This is a genomic window from Micromonospora sp. bgisy143 (assembly GCF_057708145.1).
Window position 1 is genome coordinate 128143 of sequence record NZ_JBYIRN010000002.1, and the last position, 15945, is coordinate 144087.

A 15945-nucleotide genomic window follows, 5' to 3' on the forward strand; every position below is an offset into this window, starting at 1 on the left:
AACCAGATGGAACGTAGCACCGCGCTAAGCCGCAGGTCAATAGTTGATCTCGCATTATCGGCCTGTCGCCCAGCCGTCAGATAATTGTGAAAGATGAACGGAAAGCCATTCACGAAATTGTTCGGGCGGGACGCCGGTTAGGCTGAGCGGCATGATCGTCACCGACGACCCGCCCGCGCCGACCCGCCGCCGGGCGACGCTCCGGACCGCCCTCTGCTGGGTGGTCGTCGGGCCCACGGCGGCCTGGGCGGTCGTCCGCCTGGCCGGGCTGGACCGGGGGCCACTCGTGCAGGCGCTCGCTTTCACCCCGTACGTCGCTGCCGGAAGCGTGGTCACCCTCGGGCTCAGCGTCGCCCTGCGGCGCTGGTGGCCGGCGGCGGTCGCGGCCCTGGCCACGGTGGCGCTGCTCGGCGTGGTCGCGCCCCGGGCGCTGGCCGCGCCGCAGCCGACGGCGACCGGCCCGACGATCCGGCTGCTCACCGCGAACCTGCTCGCCGGGTCCGCCGACGCGTCGGCGCTCGTGGAACTCGTCCGGCGGCACCGGGTCGACGTGCTCACCGTGCAGGAATTCACGCCCGACGCGCAGGCCGCGCTGGACCGGCTCGGCCTCGACCGGCTGCTCCCCCACCGGCAGCTCAACGCGCAGGACGGCACGCCCGGCTCCGGGCTCTACTCGCGCTGGCCGATCAGCGACGTCGGCATCCGGCACAACCGGGGCCAGGGCGGCTGGGGATTCACCCAGGCGTACGGCACGGTCACGGTTCCCGGCGGGCCACCGGTCCGCGTCGAGTCGGCCCACCCCTCGGCGCCGTCCGCGCTGGACCAGGTCGACGCGTGGCGTACCGACCTGACCGCCCAACCACCCGCCACGCCCGACGGTGAGCTGCGGATCCTCGCCGGGGACTTCAACGCCACCCTCGACCACGGTCCACTGAGGGCGCTGCTGCGCACCGGCTACGTCGACGCCGCCGACGCCACCGGAAAGGGGCTGACCGGCACCTGGGGCCCGTACGACGGCGACCTCATCCCCCCGGTCACCATCGACCACGTGCTGGCAGACCGCCGCATAGCCGTCGACAAGGTGCAGGTACTCCCCCTCCCCAAGAGCGACCACCGCCCCGTCCTAACCACCCTCCGTCTCCCCACCCCCTAACCCCGCCCTTAACCCCGCCCCTAACCCCGTCGATCTTGCACTTTGTGTCGACGGTTTGCGGCTTTCGTCGCCTATGCCGCCACAGAAAGTGCAAGATCGGCGCGGGGTGGGGGTGGGGGTGGGGGTTAGACCGGGGTGGGGGCCAGGCCGTAGGTCAGGGCGTCTACCAGGGCGTGCCAGCTCGCCTCGACCACGTTGGGGTGCACGCCCACCGTCGTGAAGTCCCGGCCGGCGCCGTTCGCGGTCTCCAGCAGGACCCGGGTCACCGCGCCGGTGCCGTGGCTGCCCTCCAGGATGCGCACCTTGTAGTCGGCCAGCTCGAAGTCGCGCAACTGCGGATAGTGCCGGGCCAGCCCCACCCGCAGCGCCTCGTCCAGCGCGTTGACCGGGCCGTTGCCCTCGGCCGTGGCGATGACCCGCTCGCCGCGTACCCGGATCTTCACGGTGGCCTCGGAGACGACCGCGCCGTCCTCACGATGCTCCACCAGCACCCGGTACGACTCCAGGGTGAACGGCCGCGCCGGGCCGCCCTCGGGGAGTTCGGAGCGCACGAGCAGCTCGAACGACGCGTCGGCGGCCTCGAAGGACCAACCGCCGGCCTCCAGCTCCTTGACCCGCTTGGTGACCCGGGTCAGCGCCTCCGGACGGCCGGCCAGGTCCAGGCCGAGTTCCCGGCTCTTGAGTTCGACACTGGCCCGGCCGGCCATCTCGGTCACCAGGATCCGCATGTCGTTGCCCACCACCGACGGGTCCACGTGGTTGTAGAGCAACGGGTCGACCTTGATCGCGCTCGCGTGCAGCCCGGCCTTGTGGGCGAAGGCGGCGGCCCCGGCGTACGCCTGGTGGGTGTCGGGGGCGATGTTGGCGATCTCGGCGATGGCGTGCGAGACCCGCACCATCTGCGCCAGGCAGCCCTCCGGTAGGACGGGCATGCCGAGCTTGAGTTGGAGGTTGGCGACGACCGCGAAGATGTCGGCGTTGCCGGGGCGTTCGCCGTACCCGTTGGCGGTGCCCTGCACGTGGCGGACACCCGCCTCGACGGCGGCGATCGTGTTGGCGACCGCGCAGGAGGTGTCGTTCTGGGCGTGCATGCCGAACAGCGCGGCGTCGACGCCGAGCCGGTCGGTCAGGTCGTTGATCGCGGCGGTCACCTGGGACGGCAGCATGCCGCCGTTGGTGTCGCAGAGGACCATCCGCTCGGCGCCCGCGGCGAGCGCGGTCTGCACCACGGCGGCGCCGTACGCGGGGTCGTGGCGGTAGCCGTCGAAGAAGTGCTCGCCGTCGACGAACACCCGGCGTCCCTCGGCGACCAGGTGGGTGACGGTGTCGTGGATCATCGCCAGGTTCTCCGCGCCGGTGGTGCGCAACGCGCGCTCCACATGACGGATGTCGGCCTTGGCGACCAGGGCCACCGCCGGGGTCTGCGCGTCCAGCAGGCCGCGCACCTGGGGGTCGTCGGCGACCGCGACACCGGCCTTGCGGGTGGCGCCGAACGCCACCAGCACAGCGTGGCGCAGGGTCAGCTCGGTACGGGCGCGACGGAAGAACTCGGTGTCCTTGGGCACGGCACCCGGCCAACCGCCCTCGATGAACCCGACACCGAACTCGTCGAGCAGCCGGGCCACCGCCAGCTTGTCGACCACCGAGTAGGTGAGCCCCTCGCGCTGGGCGCCGTCTCGCAACGTGGTGTCGTAGACCTGGAACGTCATCAGGATCCTTTCTCGGAGCAACAAAAAGACCCCCCGCGGGATGCGGGAGGTCTGCGCGCTCGGCGGAGGGGAGAGCCGGCGCGCTAGGTCGCAATAATCAGGGCGGTGCTGGTCACGATCGCCACTCTGCCACCCACTCCCGCTTTTGGGAGAGACAATCCATATGGTGGGACATCCCGGCCCTGGCCGGCGAACGTAAGGAGCCTGACCCGTGGGACTGGACACCGTCCGGGCGGCCCTGCCCGGTTACGCCACGGACATCGCCCACAACCTCGACTCCACCATCGGCGCGTCGACACTGACCCCGGCACAGACCTGGGGTACGGCCCTGGCCTGCGCGGTCGCCGCCCGCAACCCACTGGTGCTGCGCGAGATCGCCGCCGAGGCCCTGGAGCATCTCGGGCCGGACGGCGTCGCGGCGGCCAAGGGCGCGGCGGCCGTCATGGCGATGACCAACATCTACTACCGGGCCACCCACCTGGTGGGCGACGAGGAGTACGCCTCGATGCCGGCCCGCCTCCGCATGCAGATCATCGCGCGACCGGGCGTGGACAAGGGCGACTTCAAGTTGTGGTGCCTCGGCGTCTCGGCGATCCACGGCTGCGAGATCTGCCTCCAGACGCAGGAGAAGGCGTTGCGCCGCCGTGGCTTCGGGCGCGAGCAGGTGCACGAGGCGTTGCGGATCGCGGCCGTCGTGCACGCGGCGGCGGTCACGCTGGACGCCGAGGCGGCCCTGGCCTGAGGGTCCGTCCCCCGGCCCGGGGCCGTGAGCACGGTGCTCGACGCGATCGACCCCCACCCCGACCTGCCGCCGCCTCCCGGGCGGTCGCCGTTTCCGAGGGCTCGCCGCCGGGTAGCCCGTCACGAGACACCGACACCGAAGCCGAGACGATCGGCGACAGTCAGGAGTGAACGGCATGGACAGGATCGACCCGCACGCCGCCCACGCCGGGCCGGACCCGCTGCGCGGCGGCGACCAGGGCGCGGTGCCCAGCGGAGCGCCGGCCGGCACGTTCGACCCGTGGCGCTACCGGGACACCGCGGGCGTGGCCGACGCCGACCTGGTCGGCTACAAGGTGGAGGCCACCGACGGCGGTGTCGGCAAGATCGACAGCGCCAGCCACGAGGTCGGCGGCAGCTACCTGGTCGTGGACACCGGGCCGTGGATCTTCGGCAAGAAGGTGATGCTGCCCGCCGGCACGGTCAACCAGGTCGACCACGACCAACGCACCGTCTCCGTCGACCGCACCCGCGACCAGATCAAGGCCGCCCCGGAGTACGACGAGACCAGCCACAGCGACCCGGCGTACCGGGACCAGCTCGGCGGTTACTACGACGAGACGTACGGCGCCATCCCCCCGGGCACCGCGCGCTGACCGATCCGACCCGACGGCCGGTGGGACACGAGCCCGCCGGCCGTTACCGTGGGCACGTGGACGCCATCGACGACGAACGTCACATCACGCTGCCCGCGACCTTCAACTTCCGGGACGTCGGCGGCTACCTCGGCCACGACGGCCGCACCGTACGCCGTGGTCGCCTCTACCGCTCCGACTCCCTGCACCGGCTCGACGAGCAGGACCGGGCGGCGTTCGCGGCGATCGGCATCCGCACCGTCATCGACCTGCGCCGCCCCACCGAGGTGGAGCGCGACGGCCGGGTGCCGGCGTATCCGGGGCTGACCTACCGGCACATCCACCCGGAGCACGCGGACTGGTCGCTGACGCCGCACGAGGAGGGCACCGACCTGGCCCGCTACCTCGCCGACCGCTACGCCGACCTGGCCCAGACCGGGACCGTCGGCCTGGGCGAGGCGATCGGGCTGATCGCCGACTCGGCGAACGCCCCGGCCGTCGTGCACTGCGTGGCCGGCAAGGACCGTACCGGCATCGTGTGCGCCCTGACCCTCGCCGTGCTGGGCGTCGACGACGCCGACATCACCGCCGACTACGCCTTGAGCACCGAGGCGTCGGCCCGGTTCAGCGCCTGGCTGGCCGCCACCATGCCGGACGCCGCAGAGGTGCCGGCGCCGTTCCTGGCGTCGCCCGCCGAGGCCATGCAGATCTTCCTGGACGAGCTGCGCGCGGGGCACGGCTCGGTCGAGGCGTACCTGCGGCATGCCGGGGTGACCGACGAACAGCTCGCGGCCCTGCGCGACCACCTGCTCGACGACGGTCAGGTCGGCTGACCGGCCCGTCGGGACGGGCCGGTCAGCCGAGCGACGTCAGAGGACCTGCCGGACCCAACCGTGCGGGTCGGCGGCCTTCCCGCGCTGGATGTCGACCAACTGCTGGCGCAGTGACATGGTGACCCGGCCGGGCTCGCCGCCACCGATCAGGAACTCGCCGTCGGGGAAGCGCACCCCGCCGATCGGGGTGATCACCGCGGCGGTGCCGCAGGCGAAGACCTCGCGGAGCCGGCCGCTGGCCGCGTCGGCCTGCCAGTCGGCGAACGAGACCGGCCGCTCCTGCACCCGGTGCCCGGCCTTGTCGGCCAGCGTCATGACCGCGTCCCGGGTGATGCCGGGCAGGATCGTGCCGTTCAACGGCGGGGTGACCACCGTGTCGTCGTCGTAGACGAAGAAGACGTTCATGCCGCCCAGTTCTTCGACGTAGCGGCGCTCCACCGCGTCGAGGAAGACCACCTGGTCACAGCCGGCGTCGATGGCCTCGGCCTGGGCCGCCAGCGACGCCGCGTAGTTGCCACCGCACTTGGCCGCGCCGGTGCCGCCGGGCGCCGCCCGGGTGTAGTCCGGGGAGACCCAGATCGTGACCGGCTTGACGCCACCGGTGAAGTACGCGCCGGCCGGCGAGGCGATCACCAGGTAGAGGTATTCGTTGGCCGGGCGGACGCCGAGGAAGACCTCGCTGGCGAACATGAACGGCCGCAGGTAGAGGCTGCCGTCCTCGCCGGTCGGGATCCAGTCCCGGTCGATCTCGATGAGCTTGTGCAGCGAGTCGACGAACACCTCGGGCGGCAACGCCGGCATCGCCATCCGCTGCGCCGACTCGACGAAGCGGGCGGCGTTGGCGTCCGGCCGGAACATCGTCACGCCACCGTCGGCCGTCCGGTACGCCTTGAGCCCTTCGAAGATCTCCTGCGCGTAGTGCAGCACCGCGCTGGCCGGGTCCATCGGGATCGGCCCCCGCGCCTCCACCCGGGCGTCGTACCAGCCCTTGCCCTCCGCGTAGCGGATGGTGACCATGTGGTCGGTGAAGACTCGGCCGAACCCCGGGTTGGCCAGCAGGGCGGCCCGGTCGGCGGCGGATACCGGCGCGGGATTCGGACGGATCTCGAAGTCGAGCTTGTCACCACCGCTCATCGCGCTGACCTCCCTGCGGGACAACGGCGTGCGGGACCGCACGCCGACATGGCTGTGCCAGAAACTTACCCCGAACGGTCGTTCAGAAGGTAGCGCCGCTCGGGACCGGGTGGACTGCCCGGACAGGCGGAATCCGCCCCGGCCGTGAACCGGCCGGGACGGTCAGGCTACGGCGTGGGCGGCGAGCCGGTCGCCCACCTCGGCCGTGCGCAGCGTCGTACCCGGGGTACGGCCGGCCAGCTCGGCGGCGACCGCCGCGTTGACCCGGGCCGCCTCCTCGACGTGCCCGAGCTGCTCCAGCAGCAGCGCCACCGAGAGCACCGCGGCCACCGGGTCGGCGACGCCCTGCCCGGCGATGTCCGGCGCCGAGCCGTGCACCGGCTCGAACATCGAGGGGTACGCGCCCTCGGGGTTGATGCAGCCGCTCGCGGCCAGCCCGATGCCGCCGGTGACGGCGGCGGCGATGTCGGTGAGGATGTCGCCGAACAGGTTGTCGGTGACCACCACGTCGTAGCGCTGCGGCTGGGTCACCAGGAACATCGCGGCAGCGTCGACGTGCTGGTACTCCGTGGTGACGTCCGGGTGCTCGGCGGCGACCGCCGCGAAGGCACTTGACCACAGCGACCCGGCGTGGGTCAGCACGTTGGTCTTGTGCACCAGCGTGACCTTGCGCCGCTCCCGACGACCGGCCCGCGCGAACGCGTCGCGGATCACCCGCTCCACGCCGTGCCGGGTGTTCAGGCTCTCCTCCGTGGCAACCTCGGCGGGCGTGTCACGGTGCAGCGTCCCGCCCGCGCCGGCGTACAGCCCCTCGGTGCCCTCGCGGACCACCACCAGGTCGACCTCACCGGGCTTCACGTTGCCCAGCGGACCGGCGACGCCGGGCCAGAGCCGCGAGGGGCGCAGGTTGACGTACTGGTCGAAGGCGAACCGGAGCTTGAGCAGCAGGCCACGCTCCAGAACCCCTGGCGGCACCGTGGGGTCACCCACCGCGCCGAGCAGGATCGCATCGTGCCCGGCCAGCTCGGTCAGCACCGAGTCGGGCAGGACCTCTCCGGTACGGTGCCAGCGGGCAGCGCCGAGGTCGTACTCGGTGGCCTGCACACCGGGGAGCACCGCGTCGAGGACCTTGCGGGCCTGCGCGACCACCTCGGGCCCGATGCCGTCCCCGGCCACCACCGCGATCCGCGCCACGCCCGCTCTCCCCACGCTCGACTGCCCTGTCCGGCAACGGTACGTCGCCGTCCCGCCCCCCGGTACGATGCTTCCACCATTCGGGACGGGCGAATGCACAGCACCCTCTCAGCTGGGACTCATGTAGCGATCATGTGCGCTGCCTACGGTAGGGGGCAGCGGGTCAGGGGGCCCGCGAGCAGTGGTCGTGACGACGCGACGTCAACGGCGAGGGGGGCAGACGCCATGCGCATCGACGAGCAGCCACGGACCCGCTGGCCGGATCTGTCGACGTTCCGGCACCGCAGGCCGGACCTCCGCCTCGGCAGCCGCCGTCGTCGGTTCGACCCCGCCGGCGCCGCCCAGGGTCGCATCGCCGTGCAGCACACCGTACGCACCGCCACGGCGGAGTACACGCTGCTGCTCAACGCGTCCGAGCGGCTCGGTCGTCGGGGCGTCGGCGAAGCACTGCGGGACGCCGTCGCCGAACTGCGCGCCGTCGACCTGACGTACGGACCGAACCGCCCGGAGAGCCTGGTCTCCCGGTTGCGTCGGGACGAGGTCAGCCCCGAGTCGTACCCCCCGCTGGCCGACCTGGTGGACCGCTGCGCGGCGATGCGCGCCGCCACCGACGGCTGGTTCGACGCCTGGGCGGTGCCCGGCGGCTTCGACCCGGGCGGGCTGCTGGGCGGCTGGGCCGTCGAGCGCGCCGCCGCCCGGCTGCGCGCCGCGGGCGTGCACGACTACGCCGTCCTCACCGGCGCCGACCTGGTGGTCCGGGGCCGCGCGCCGCACGGCGGACCGTGGCGGGTGGCGATCCACCACCCGACGGCGCCGGACCGTGCGCCGCTGGTGCTGGAGATGACCTCCGGCGCGGTCGGCACGTCCGGCGTGTCCGGGCGGCAGGGGCACGTGGTCGACCCGCACACCGGTGAGCCGGCCAACCACCTCGTCGCCGCGACCGTCGTCGGCCCGGACCTGACCGTCGCCGACGCGTACGCCACCGCGCTGTACGCCGCCGGCCCCACCGGGCTGGCCTGGTTCCGGGGTGGCTCGGAGTACCGGGCGCTCTTCGCCCACCGACGCTGACCGCCGCGACAACTCCGGACGCTAGCGACCCGTGCTGGGGTCCGGCACGGTGACCCGCGCCGGGGTCCGCGCCCCGAAGACGGTGGCGACCAGATCGCTGACCGTGTGCACCCCGACGTCGATGCCCTTGCCGGGTGGCAGCTGGTACATCACCGCGACGACGTAACGCTGGTCGTCGCCGGCGAAGCCCACCGTGTTGGTGACCCAGTGCTCGCCTCCCGGATCCGGCTCGATCGACCAGCCGTCCTTGGTGCCGGGTCGCTGGTCCGCCCCCGCCGCCCAGACACCCCAGCGTTGGATCGAGCCGACCGACCGCATCGCGCGGACCAGGTAGGCACGGTCGGCCGGGTCGAGGTCGTCCAGCACGTACGACATCAACCGTTGCAGGTCGTCCGCCGTGCACTTGAGGTGCCCCCAGAAGCGCGAGTATCCGGCCACGGTGGTCAGCCCGGTCATCCCGTAGCGCTGCCGGAAGCGGTTGAGCTGCTGGTCACGGCCGTAGCGATTCCACAGGGCGGTGGCCGCGTCGTCGGAGGAGAAGTTCAACATGTCGGCGATCTGTCGACGCGCGGTGGCGTCGAGCGTGATCTCGCCTGCACGGGACCGCTCCAGCAGCCCGACGGCCATCGCGAGCTTGATGGTCGAGGCCGTCCAGATCGGGTGGTCGGTGGTCCCCGCCCGCCAGAGTTCGCCGGTGCGCCGGTCCCGTACCAGGATCCCGAGGACTCCCGGTTTGCCCTTGAGCAGGGCGGCGGTCGCCGCGAAGCGTCGGCGTTGCGCCTCGTCGGCGCTGACCGTGCCGGCTTGCCGGCCGCCGGCCGGGCCCAGCCCGCTCGTCGATCGCGGTTCGGTGGCACCGGTGGACACCGCAGAGCCCTCGGGCGTCGTCGGACCGGTCGAACAGCCGGCCGTCACCAGCACCGCCGTCAGAGCCGCGAGGAGCAGGCGCGGCCGCACCCGTCGACCGCCCTGCCGGGTGTCGCCGTCGCCGCGCCGAGTGCCTGTCACGGCGGCCGATCATAGCCGCCCGACCGGCCGTGGAGTCACAGGTGAGAGCTGCGTCGAGCGTCCGTCGCCACCAGGATTGCGATCGGCCCCCACCGCCTCGGCAACGGCTGTGGGGGCCGATCAGCGACGAGTGCGCGTGGCTCGCACAATCGAGGGGTGCGGACCGGTCGGGCCGGACGTCGGCCGCGCCACCCGAAGACGGGCCGGCGCCACGGCCTGGCGGCCAGTAACCGCAGTCGTACGCTAGCGAATCGACGCAACTCGACGCAAGAGTCTCCACAGCGGACTCCTTCGGACGCCACCGCAGTGGCTCCACGATTGGCCTGCGGCGAGGCAGTTTCGACATGGTGAACGACGGATGGCACGCTGTCCGCCGTGAGTTTCGATCTGAGTGTGTGGGCCCTGGAGGACGGGGCGACGCCCGAGGACGTGCGGGCAGCGGTCGAGGGTTGCCGGCAGGGGCGGCACGTGGACCGATACCCGGACCCGCGCGTCGTCGGCTTCTACCGGGCGATCACCGCGTCCTATCCGGACCGTCACCCCGGCCCGGACAGCCCCTGGGCGGTCGCGCCGCTGCACGCCGCGCACGATCACGTCGAGCTGAACCTGCACCCGACCTGCCCGGACCAGGTGCTGCTGGACATCGAGCGGCTGGCCGGCGAGCACGGGTTGATGCTCTTCGACCCCCAGGACGGCTCGGTCTACCCGCCCCCGGCCCGGCTGCCGAACTGACCGTTCCCGGGGCGGAACACCTCCCGGCGTACGACGAAGGGGCCCGGCGCTGTCGCCGGGCCCCCCGTGGTGCTGCCGTCCGTGCCGCCACCGCCGGTCGGGCGGCGGCCGCCGACTACTCGTCGCGCAGATCCGCCGCGCTGGCCGCGGTCGCGCCGATCGAGTCGGCCGCCGAGGTCAACAGGTCGGCGCCGAGCGCCTGGTCGACGGTGAGGGTCATCAGCGTCTCGCCGCCCGCCTCGCGCCGGGCCACCTGCATCGCGGCGATGTTGATACCCGACTCGCCGAGCAGCGTACCGACCGTGCCGACGACGCCCGGGCGGTCGGCGTACCGCAGGAACAGCAGGATGCCCTCGGCGCCGATCTCCACGTCGAAACCGTCCACCTCGGTCAGTCGCGGAACGTCCCGGCCGCCCGAGTGGGTGACCGTCCCGGAGACGCTGACCGCCCGGCCGTCCGGCAGTGCGCCGCGCACCGTGACCAGCAGGGGCTGGTCGGCCGTCTCGACCTGACTGTCCAGAGTGACCTCGACGCCGCGCTCGGCGGCCAGGTGCGGGGCGTTGACGTAGGTGACCTGCTCCTCGACCACCGAGCTGAACAGGCCCTTCGTCGCGGCCAGCTTGAGCACCGACACGTCGTGGCCGACGACCTCGCCGCGTACCTCGACGGTGACGCTGGCCGCGACCCCGCCGGCGAGGGCGGTGAAGGCCCGGCCCAGCTTCTCGGCCAGCGGCAGCAGCGGGCGGACGTCCTCGGCGACCACGCCGCCGGCCTGGACGTTGACCGCGTCCGGCACGAACTCGCCCTGCAGCGCCAGCTTCACGCTCTTGGCGACCGCCAGCCCGGCCTTGTCCTGCGCCTCGTGCGTCGAGGCGCCCAGGTGCGGGGTGGCCACCACGTTGTCGAAGGCGAACAGCGGCGAGGAGGTGCAGGGCTCCTTGGAGTACACGTCGACGCCGGCGCCGGCCACCCGGCCCTCGGCGATGGCGTCGGCGAGCGCCTGCTCGTCGACCAGGCCACCGCGGGCGGCGTTCACGATGCGGACGCCGGGCTTGACGAGCGCCAGCTCCTTCTCGCCGATCAGGCCGACCGTCTCCGGGGTCTTCGGCAGGTGGATCGAGATGAAGTCGCTCTCGCGCAGCAGCTCCTCCAGCCCGACCAGACGTACGCCGAGCTGCGCCGCACGAGCCGGCTGGATGTACGGGTCGTACGCGATCAGCCGGGTGCCGAACGCGGCGATCCGCTGCGCGAAGAGCACCCCGATGCGGCCGAGCCCGACCACGCCGACGGTCTTGCCCTGCACCTCGACGCCCGTGTACTTGGACCGCTTCCACTCGCCCGCCTTGAGCGCCGCGCTGGCGCTGGCGGTGTTGCGGGCGACGGCGAGCAGCAGTGCGACGGCCTGCTCGGCGGCGGAGACGATGTTCGAGGTGGGCGCGTTGACGACCATCACACCCCGCGCCGTGGCTGCCGGCACCTCGACGTTGTCGAGCCCGACACCCGCGCGGGCGACCACCTTGAGTCGCGGAGCGGCGGCGATCGCCTCGGCGTCGATCTGGGTCGCGCTTCGCACGATGACGGCGTCGGCCTCGGAGAGCGCCGAGAGCAGGGCCGGACGGTCGGTGCCGTCGACGTGACGGACGTCGAAGTCGTGGGCGAGCACCTCGATGGCGGCGGGGGCGAGTTCTTCGGCGATCAGTACGACAGGATTCATCGGTCCTCGTAGAGGTCGTGTTTGCGATCGGCGCGGGTGGCGGGGCGCCGCACTGCACCCCGTGCTGATCCGTGCCGTGGCCGTCAGGTGCCGGCGCAGCGCACCTACCCGCGATCGTAGGGGCCGCGCTGGCCGGCGTGTTCCGGTCTGCGGGGTGAGTGCCCTCACAGCCCGGCCAACCGACCGACATCGACCGTTCACCACCCCGAAACGCGCGGCACCTCACCCCCACCGCCGCGATCTTGCACTTTCTGCTGCGACCTAAGGGGCCAACCCCCACAAATCGCCATCCCAAAGTGCAAGATCGGCGAGGGGTGGGGTGGGGCGGGGGCACGAGCACGGCCCCGGGCGCGCGCTGGGGAGGGAGAGCGCGCGACCCGGGGGCCGCAGGACCGGGTTTTTCGGGTGGGTCAGGCGGTCTCGGTGATCGGGCGGTCGACCCAGCTCATCATGCCGCGCAGCTTCTTACCGGTCTCCTCGATCGGGTGCGCCGCACCCTCGGCCTGCCACTTGGCGAAGTTGGGCCGGCCGGCCTCGTCCTCGGCGACCCACTCGCGGGCGAACTCGCCGGACTGGATCTCGCCGAGGATCTTGCGCATCTCCTCCTTGACCCGGGAGTCGATGATGCGCGAGCCCCGGGAGAGGTCGCCGTACTCGGCGGTGTCGGAGATGCTGTACCGCATCTTGGCGATGCCGCCCTCGTACATCAGGTCGACGATCAGCTTCAGCTCGTGCAGGCACTCGAAGTAGGCGACCTCCGGGGCGTAGCCGGCCTCGGTGAGCACCTCGAAACCGGTCTGCACCAGCGCGGAGGCGCCGCCGCAGAGCACCGCCTGCTCGCCGAAGAGGTCGGTCTCGGTCTCCTCGGTGAAGGTGGTCTTGATCGCGCCGGCCCGGGTGCCGCCGATCCCCTTGGCGTACGCGAGGGCGAGGGCGAACGCGGTGCCGGTGGCGTCCTGCTCGACGGCCACCAGACAGGGCACGCCCTTGCCGTCGACGTACTGGCGACGCACCAGGTGGCCGGGGCCCTTGGGGGCGACCATGGCGACGTCCACCTCGGCCGGCGGCTTGATCAGGCCGTACCGGATGTTGAAGCCGTGGCCGAAGAAGATCGCCTTGCCGGGAGCCAGGTGCGGCTCGATGGACTCGGCGTAGATCTTGCGCTGGGCGGTGTCCGGCGCAAGCACCATGATCACGTCCGCCTCGGCCGAGGCCTCGGCCGGCGTGAGCACCCGAAGGCCCTGCTCCTCGGCCTTGGGACGGCTCTTCGAGCCCTCCGGCAGACCGATCACCACGTCGACGCCGGAGTCACGCAGCGACAGCGCGTGGGCGTGACCCTGGCTGCCGTAGCCGATCACCGCGACCTTCTTGGCCTGGATCAGGCCGAGGTCGGCATCGTCGTCGTAGTACACCTCAACGCTCATGAGAACTTCCCTTTCGTACGACGGCCTGAGTGCCCGTCGTGGTCTGTGCGGATGGGTCAGGCGGCCCGCAGCGCGGGACCGGCGGTGATCGAGCGCGAGCCGCGCCCGATGGCCACCAGCCCGGACTGGACCATTTCCTTGATGCCGAAGGGCTCGAGGTCGCGCAGCAGCGCGTCGAGCTTGTCCGGCGTGCCGGTGGCCTCGACGGTGAGCGTGTCCGGTGCGACGTCCACCACGCGGGCGCGGAACAGGTTGACGGTCTCCAGCACCTGGGACCGGGCGGCCCGGTCGGCGCGGACCTTCACCAGCAGCAACTCCCGGGCGACCGAGACCTGCGGATCCAGCTCAACGATCTTGAGTACGTTGACCAGCTTGTTGAGCTGCTTGGTGACCTGCTCCAGCGGGGACGAGTCCGCGTTCACCACGATGGTGATCCGGGAGACGTCCGGGTTCTCGGTCTCGCCGACGGCCAGGCTGTCGATGTTGAAACCGCGTCGGGAGAAGAGGCCGGAGACCCGGGCCAGTACGCCCGGCTTGTTCTCCACGAGCACGGACAGAGTGTGCATGGTCATGATCAGATGTCATCCTCGTCGAAGACCGGGCGGACGCCGCGGGCGAACATGATCTCGTCGTTACTGGTGCCGGCGGCGACCATCGGCCAGACCATGGCGTCCTTGCCGACCACGAAGTCGATCACCACCGGGGCGTCGTTGATCTCCATGGCGGCGGCGATGGTCTTGTCCACGTCCTCGGCGGTCTCGCAGCGCAGCCCGACGCAGCCCAGCGCCTCGGCGAGCTTGACGAAGTCGGGGATGCGGTGCTTGTGGGTGCCCAGCTCGGTGTTGGAGTAACGCTCGTTGTAGAACAGCGTCTGCCACTGCCGGACCATGCCGAGGTTGCCGTTGTTGATCACGGCGATCTTGACCGGGATGCCCTCCAGCGCGCAGGTCGCCAGCTCCTGGTTGGTCATCTGGAAGCAACCGTCACCGTCGATCGCCCAGACCACCGCGTCCGGCTTGCCGACCTTCGCGCCCATCGCCGCCGGCACCGCGTAACCCATGGTGCCGAGACCGCCGGAGTTCAACCAGGTGTACGGCTTGTCGTAGGAGATGAACTGGGACGCCCACATCTGGTGCTGCCCCACCCCGGCCACGAAGATCGTGTCGGAGCCGACGATCTCCCCCAGCCGCTTGATCACGTACTGCGGGGCGAGCGTGCCGTCGGACGGCTCGTCGTAGCCCAGCGGGTAACGGTTGCGCAGGTCGTCGAGCTGGGACCACCAGTCACCCAGGTCGGTGACCCGCCCCGCCGCACGCTCGACGGTGACCGCCGCGATCAACTCGTCGATGACGTGCTTGGCGTCACCGACGATCGGGACGTCCGCGTGCCGGTTCTTGCCGATCTCGGCGGGGTCGATGTCGGCGTGCACGACCGCCGCGTCCGGGGCGAACGAGTCGAGCTTGCCGGTGACCCGGTCGTCGAACCGCGCGCCCAGCGCGACGATCAGATCGGCCTTCTGCAGGCCGTACACGGCGGCGACGGTGCCGTGCATGCCGGGCATGCCCAGGTGCTGCGGGTGCGAGTCGGGGAACGCGCCGAGCGCCATCAGCGTGGTGATGACCGGGATGCCGGTCAGCTCGGCGAGCCGACGCAGCCCGTCGGTGGCGCCGGCCTTGAGCACCCCGCCGCCCACGTAGAGCACCGGCCGCCGGGCGCCGGCCAGCAACCGGGCCGCCTCGCGAATCTGCTTGCCGTGCGGGTGCAGGGTGGGCCGGTAGCCGGGCAGGTCCAGTGTGGGCGGCCAGGTGAAGGTGGTCGACGCCTGGAGCACATCCTTGGGGATGTCGACCAGCACCGGGCCGGGCCGGCCGGTGCTGGCCAGGTGGAACGCCTCGGCCAGCACCTGCGGGATCTCCTCGGCGGTCTGCACGAGGAAGTTGTGCTTGGTGATCGGCAGCGTGATGCCCTGGATGTCCGCCTCCTGGAAGGCGTCGGTGCCGATCGACGGGCGGGCCACCTGACCGGTGATCGCCACCATCGGGACCGAGTCCATGTACGCGTCGGCGATCGGCGTCACCAGGTTGGTCGCGCCCGGCCCAGAGGTCGCCATGCAGACGCCGACCTTGCCGGTGGCCTGCGCGTACCCGGTCGCCGCGTGACCGGCGCCCTGCTCGTGGCGGACCAGGATGTGCCGGACGGCGGAGTCGTAGAGCGGGTCGTACGCCGGCAGGATCGCGCCGCCCGGGATGCCGAAGACGACGTCGACGCCGAGCGCCTCGAGGGACCGCACCAGCGAGCCGGCGCCGGAGACCTGGGCCGGGGCGGGTGTCCGTACGGCCGGGGCTGCCGGCGTGGCGGCGGCGCGGGCGGGGTCGGCGGCGCCGGCCGGGTCGGCGGTCGCGCGGGCCCGGCGGGCGGTGTGGGCGAGGGTCTCGGGCGTTGGTCTCGTCATGGTGGTTCTGGCCTTCGGCTGGAGTGGCTGGGGCTTGTTCAGCGATGCGACGTGGGCGTGGGCCCGTCGCGACAGATTCCGACGGCAATAAAAACGGCCCTCGTGCAGATGCACGGGGCCAGCGCACTCTCAACGGAGGAGAGTGCGCTCAGATAAGTACTCGCAGCGA

Annotated in this window: 14 protein-coding genes; 6 read left to right on the forward strand and 8 right to left on the reverse strand. The window is 71.9% G+C overall.

The window, feature by feature from the left end; all coding sequences use genetic code 11:
* The first annotated feature begins 151 nt into the window (after nt 1–151).
* Nucleotides 152–1153, forward strand: a complete 1002-nt coding sequence (locus AC3EN4_RS03535; protein WP_435204483.1) for an endonuclease/exonuclease/phosphatase family protein — start codon at nt 152–154, stop codon at nt 1151–1153.
* Nucleotides 1154–1278: 125 nt separating this feature from the next.
* Here AC3EN4_RS03535 and cimA read toward each other — a convergent pair whose 3' ends face one another.
* Nucleotides 1279–2862 carry a citramalate synthase gene (gene cimA, locus AC3EN4_RS03540; protein WP_435204484.1) on the reverse strand — a complete coding sequence of 528 codons (1584 nt, stop codon included), beginning with the start codon at nt 2860–2862 and terminating at the stop codon, nt 1279–1281.
* Between the two features lie 211 nt (nt 2863–3073).
* Between cimA and ahpD the strand changes: the two genes are divergently transcribed.
* The 3 genes from ahpD to AC3EN4_RS03555 all read left to right on the forward strand — a co-directional run bounded on the left by ahpD (nt 3074) and on the right by AC3EN4_RS03555 (nt 5050).
* Nucleotides 3074–3604 carry an alkylhydroperoxidase, AhpD family gene (ahpD, locus tag AC3EN4_RS03545; protein WP_435204485.1) on the forward strand — a complete coding sequence of 177 codons (531 nt, stop codon included), beginning with the start codon at nt 3074–3076 and terminating at the stop codon, nt 3602–3604.
* A gap of 175 nt (nt 3605–3779) precedes the next feature.
* Nucleotides 3780–4238: a PRC-barrel domain containing protein gene (locus AC3EN4_RS03550; protein ID WP_435204486.1), complete on the forward strand. Its 459-nt coding sequence runs from the start codon at nt 3780–3782 to the stop codon at nt 4236–4238.
* A gap of 56 nt (nt 4239–4294) precedes the next feature.
* Complete coding sequence (locus AC3EN4_RS03555) at nt 4295–5050, forward strand: tyrosine-protein phosphatase (RefSeq protein ID WP_435204487.1); 756 nt, start codon at nt 4295–4297, stop codon at nt 5048–5050.
* A gap of 36 nt (nt 5051–5086) precedes the next feature.
* Here the strand turns inward: AC3EN4_RS03555 and AC3EN4_RS03560 are convergent, their stop codons facing one another.
* Both AC3EN4_RS03560 and AC3EN4_RS03565 read right to left on the reverse strand, forming a co-directional pair.
* Nucleotides 5087–6184, reverse strand: a complete 1098-nt coding sequence (locus AC3EN4_RS03560) for a branched-chain amino acid aminotransferase (protein WP_422738707.1) — start codon at nt 6182–6184, stop codon at nt 5087–5089.
* Between the two features lie 162 nt (nt 6185–6346).
* Nucleotides 6347–7378 carry a 3-isopropylmalate dehydrogenase gene (locus tag AC3EN4_RS03565; protein ID WP_435204488.1) on the reverse strand — a complete coding sequence of 344 codons (1032 nt, stop codon included), beginning with the start codon at nt 7376–7378 and terminating at the stop codon, nt 6347–6349.
* A 225-nt stretch (nt 7379–7603) separates the two neighbouring features.
* Here AC3EN4_RS03565 and AC3EN4_RS03570 point away from each other — a divergent pair, with 225 nt between their 5' ends.
* Nucleotides 7604–8446, forward strand: coding sequence for an FAD:protein FMN transferase (locus tag AC3EN4_RS03570; RefSeq protein ID WP_435204489.1), 843 nt, complete (start codon nt 7604–7606; stop codon nt 8444–8446).
* Between the two features lie 21 nt (nt 8447–8467).
* Here the strand turns inward: AC3EN4_RS03570 and AC3EN4_RS03575 are convergent, their stop codons facing one another.
* Nucleotides 8468–9454 (reverse strand): serine hydrolase, encoded by a 987-nt coding sequence (locus tag AC3EN4_RS03575; RefSeq protein WP_435204490.1) that lies wholly within the window; start codon nt 9452–9454, stop codon nt 8468–8470.
* A gap of 375 nt (nt 9455–9829) precedes the next feature.
* Here AC3EN4_RS03575 and AC3EN4_RS03580 point away from each other — a divergent pair, with 375 nt between their 5' ends.
* Nucleotides 9830–10186 (forward strand): hypothetical protein, encoded by a 357-nt coding sequence (locus AC3EN4_RS03580; protein ID WP_355052173.1) that lies wholly within the window; start codon nt 9830–9832, stop codon nt 10184–10186.
* Nucleotides 10187–10301: 115 nt separating this feature from the next.
* On the opposite strand, the gene serA is transcribed toward AC3EN4_RS03580, so the two are convergent.
* The 4 genes from serA to AC3EN4_RS03600 all read right to left on the reverse strand — a co-directional run bounded on the left by serA (nt 10302) and on the right by AC3EN4_RS03600 (nt 15776).
* Nucleotides 10302–11900 (reverse strand): phosphoglycerate dehydrogenase, encoded by a 1599-nt coding sequence (serA, locus tag AC3EN4_RS03585; RefSeq protein ID WP_422738703.1) that lies wholly within the window; start codon nt 11898–11900, stop codon nt 10302–10304.
* Between the two features lie 410 nt (nt 11901–12310).
* Entirely contained in the window at nt 12311–13324 is a 1014-nt protein-coding gene (gene ilvC / locus AC3EN4_RS03590) for a ketol-acid reductoisomerase (RefSeq protein ID WP_422738702.1), read from the reverse strand.
* A gap of 56 nt (nt 13325–13380) precedes the next feature.
* Nucleotides 13381–13896, reverse strand: coding sequence for an acetolactate synthase small subunit (ilvN, locus tag AC3EN4_RS03595; protein ID WP_422738701.1), 516 nt, complete (start codon nt 13894–13896; stop codon nt 13381–13383).
* Nucleotides 13897–13898: 2 nt separating this feature from the next.
* Nucleotides 13899–15776, reverse strand: a complete 1878-nt coding sequence (locus AC3EN4_RS03600; RefSeq protein WP_435204491.1) for an acetolactate synthase large subunit — start codon at nt 15774–15776, stop codon at nt 13899–13901.
* Nucleotides 15777–15945 lie beyond the last annotated feature (169 nt).

Excerpts from the sequence above, each read along its gene's own strand:
- AC3EN4_RS03535 (WP_435204483.1), top strand. The coding sequence starts at position 152 with ATGATCGTCACCGACGACCCGCCCGCGCCGACCCGCCGCCGGGCGACG.
- cimA (WP_435204484.1), bottom strand. The coding sequence starts at position 2,862 with ATGACGTTCCAGGTCTACGACACCACGTTGCGAGACGGCGCCCAGCGC.
- AC3EN4_RS03550 (WP_435204486.1), top strand. The coding sequence starts at position 3,780 with ATGGACAGGATCGACCCGCACGCCGCCCACGCCGGGCCGGACCCGCTG.
- AC3EN4_RS03560 (WP_422738707.1), bottom strand. The coding sequence starts at position 6,184 with ATGAGCGGTGGTGACAAGCTCGACTTCGAGATCCGTCCGAATCCCGCG.
- AC3EN4_RS03570 (WP_435204489.1), top strand. The coding sequence starts at position 7,604 with ATGCGCATCGACGAGCAGCCACGGACCCGCTGGCCGGATCTGTCGACG.
- serA (WP_422738703.1), bottom strand. The coding sequence starts at position 11,900 with ATGAATCCTGTCGTACTGATCGCCGAAGAACTCGCCCCCGCCGCCATC.
- ilvC (WP_422738702.1), bottom strand. The coding sequence starts at position 13,324 with ATGAGCGTTGAGGTGTACTACGACGACGATGCCGACCTCGGCCTGATC.
- ilvN (WP_422738701.1), bottom strand. The coding sequence starts at position 13,896 with ATGACCATGCACACTCTGTCCGTGCTCGTGGAGAACAAGCCGGGCGTA.
- AC3EN4_RS03600 (WP_435204491.1), bottom strand. The coding sequence starts at position 15,776 with ATGACGAGACCAACGCCCGAGACCCTCGCCCACACCGCCCGCCGGGCC.